Genomic DNA, 3,057 nt, shown 5'->3' with positions numbered 1-3,057 from the left:
AGATCACAAAACTCTATGCCTGTCTTTTTTTACCCGCCCATTACTGGGGATTCCTCAGCACTGGCTGCGGGCTTCAGCGTCCATTAAGGTTAACATCCCGGACTTCAGCATCAGATCGCGCCAGATGCTGCGATCGATATTGCGTGCAATCACCGGCATCGCTTTATCGACTGGTTGCATCAGCCAGCAGTCAAAGGAATGGCCCTGTCGCATTGCCCAATGCTCCGCTGCATCACCACCGATGCTGGAGGTAAGCCGCGAGATGTTATCAAGATTATGAATCAGGATTTCTATTTGGCTCAGCGCAGCATCGCGCCCTGTGACGATGCGTTCAATACTGGTCGAGCAAATTAGCTCATTATGGTCAGTTAAGACTTCAGCTTCTGTTTGCATATTTTTGGTCCGTATAAAAGCAAACGCGCCCGCCGGGAGTGGCAGGCGCATTATGCAGTGAAATAAAGGTGAATAAATCTTGAGGGAGTAAATCAGGAAGGCGACTCGCAATAAAAAATACGGTCGCCCTGAATCAGAAATGGTGGTGTTAAATTAATGCTAGGGCGTGGCGCTGTAATACCTGTTCAGCTTCTTGCTGGAAAAACTGGCGTGTAATGCTGAAGAATTCATGAAGTTTATGGTCTGGTGTTGGAACCAGATCAAGCTGGAGTAATTGTTGCAGATCCCAACCTTTCTCAATATGTTCTTCAAAAAGCTGTTCCAGCTCTTCCCAATGATTACGGCGTTCCGTTTGAAGGAATCCACTGTTCAGGTTCAGGCGATCAATGGTGTACTGTGCGTACTCAGCTTCCTGCTCAGTTAAATCTATTGAAGGAACCACATGCCCATTAGATAAATAGGCAAAATAACGAGAACAGTCAGGGAGGTGGCAATGAATAAACTTTGCCATATCCACAGATTTATTCTTTCCCTGTGCATGACCACCGAACGCGTTGATGCCAAGCTGGGGCAAACCATTCTCAGAGTCTAACGCACTGGCAGCGAGATTTAGATAATCGAAGGTTCGTTCTGGATGCTGGCTTTTATTTTCGACGTGTTCAATGTGATAGCCGAGACCACGCAAATCAGCACGGATTTCGCTGTAACAGCAAAGGTGATATTGCTCATTGAGAAGCAGAGTCATTAAGGCTGCTTTATTCTCACGACCAAAGCGCTGCCAGCGACGAGTTGATTGATCTGAATTTTGTGGTGGTTGCTCATGTGCAGTGAGTAAGGCATCTGTTCCACGTCGGGTTTTTATCACATGCCTCATTGCACTTTCCCTTTCAGCAGCTTCTGCCGGGCAATACTGCGCTGCAAGCGTTGGAGTTGCGGATGTTGATCACCCAGCGCCACTTGCAATGCAGTCATCAGTCGCTGTGCTTCTGGCTCGTCGAACTTCCCTTGATCCACCCATGCCGTCAGCTTTTGCAGATCGGCCTTTTCCTTAACCGGAGGCTGCGGATCGACACCCATCACACTTTGCAGTACGTCGTTACTCGGCTCGCCGTAGGTCGCTCCGAGCGGCATCAACGCTTTCCCGTTGCCATTCTCATCCTGCTCAAGCAGACGAATTGATTCGCGTTTTACCGTACTGAGCACCTGCGGACTATGGGTCGTAACAATAAACTGGATCTGCGGAAATGCGCTGCGCAAAGACTGGATAATTTGCTGCTGCCAGGCCGGATGCAGGAACATATCGACTTCATCGATCAGCACAATCCCCTGCGTTTTTAAGGCTGCATCACTTTGTAAATGAGGATTGAGTTTAACGCAGCGAAATGCGATATCTGCCACCATTGCGACGGCATTTCGCAAGCCGTCGCTGAGCTGGGACAAGGGGATCTTGCCATGCTGTGGATGGCTCATTACCAGTTGCTGGTTATGGCTGGCGCTGTATTCCAGGTCGTGCCAGCCAGTCACCTGCTGAGTCAGACAGTTAATGGCTTGCTGGATAGCCTGAATAGCTTCTTTCATCCGCTGAACACGAACACCTTCTTTTAACTTTGCTGAAGGTGATTCAAGTTGTGTGATTTGATGTTCACGGTAGCTAAGCCACAACCAGCTATACCACTGCTCAAACTGCTTATAATTCGATGTAGCAGAAAGGCAATCGTCGTAACCAGACAAACGTGAAAAGGCGCTGTTATCCAGACGCTGTTCAGTAGGCTGCGCCTCATAACGTTCCTGATACCACAAGCGAGCAGTCCCCAGATAAAGCATTAGGGGAAGTTCAATCTGTTGCAAACTATGCTCTTCACGTACCTGTTTCTGAAGCTCTTCACCCCAGCGGGTAAGTTGCGTCGCCATCTTATCTTCATACGGCGGCTGCTCTCCTCGCTTGTCGAGCATCCAGGTTGCCGTCTTTCCGCTTTCCCATTCTCCTGTAGCTGTAATCCTGGCCGGAGATGACATTTCCATGTTCAGCGCTTCGGGGCGGAAAACCAGACGTACATCTTCGGTACGGATCGCCAGCGATTTATCTTTTACGTAGAGGCTGGCATCAAAACCACGAATAAAGGGGAACAGTGCCAAACGTGCTGCATCCAGCACTGTCGTCTTGCCCGCGCCATTCGGTGCAACCAGAATCGTGATGTGCTCATCAAAGGTAATATCGAGCTGCCTGAAGCAACGAAAGTTAAGCAGTGAAAGTTTGTCGATTCTCATTACACCAGCCTCACCTGTTTTTATGTTTTAGTATAATAACATCTCTTGCACGCTTTAAACGTGCGCTGGTAAAGTCTTTTATCATGTCTTGAATCAGCCATCCGGCTGATTATATTCGTGTTTTTTGCACTGAATCCGCAGGCCGGTCGCCTGCCGCGCCCGCAAAATATCGACCGCACGAAGATAAGGCGTCTGTTCCTGCCAGCTAAATCCTTTCCTGTCGATACGGATCAATTCGTACTTCTCCACCAGAAAATTGACGGCATCAACCAGAGTGATCCCGGCGTCTATGTGTTCCTGAATCACCTTTTCATTGTTGAATGGTGTGTCATTAAGGGTAAGCGGCTCGTCAGAACCGTATTGATATTTACTGAGAGCTCAGATCAACTTTCCAGG

At 48.7% G+C, this 3,057-nt stretch carries 2 protein-coding genes and 3 pseudogenes; all 5 read right to left on the bottom strand.

What is annotated here, in order from left to right; genetic code table 11:
- Positions 1-60 precede the first annotated feature (60 nt).
- A pseudogene (locus A7090_RS22290) lies at positions 61-393 on the bottom strand (DUF4942 domain-containing protein); the annotation flags it as partial.
- A 148-nt stretch (positions 394-541) separates the two neighbouring features.
- On the bottom strand, positions 542-1,267 hold the full coding sequence (locus A7090_RS22285; protein WP_105275560.1) for a retron system putative HNH endonuclease: 726 nt from the start codon (positions 1,265-1,267) through the stop codon (positions 542-544).
- Positions 1,264-1,470: a hypothetical protein gene (locus tag A7090_RS22280; protein ID WP_105275559.1), complete on the bottom strand. Its 207-nt coding sequence runs from the start codon at positions 1,468-1,470 to the stop codon at positions 1,264-1,266. The genes A7090_RS22285 and A7090_RS22280 overlap by 4 nt, the downstream gene beginning before the upstream one ends.
- Positions 1,470-2,661: pseudogene (locus A7090_RS22275) on the bottom strand (AAA family ATPase). The gene A7090_RS22280 and the pseudogene A7090_RS22275 overlap by 1 nt, the downstream one beginning before the upstream one ends.
- Positions 2,662-2,754: 93 nt before the next feature.
- Positions 2,755-3,003: pseudogene (locus A7090_RS22270) on the bottom strand (TA system toxin CbtA family protein); the annotation flags it as partial.
- Positions 3,004-3,057 lie beyond the last annotated feature (54 nt).

Source organism: Escherichia sp. MOD1-EC7003 (assembly GCF_002965065.1).
Taxonomy (GTDB): Bacteria; Pseudomonadota; Gammaproteobacteria; order Enterobacterales; family Enterobacteriaceae; genus Escherichia.
This window is presented reverse-complemented; position numbering and strand designations above follow the sequence as displayed.

Coding starts and splice junctions, on each gene's coding strand:
- A7090_RS22285 (WP_105275560.1), bottom strand. CDS start 1,267: ATGAGGCATGTGATAAAAACCCGACGTGGAACAGATGCCTTACTCACT.
- A7090_RS22280 (WP_105275559.1), bottom strand. CDS start 1,470: ATGGGTGTCGATCCGCAGCCTCCGGTTAAGGAAAAGGCCGATCTGCAA.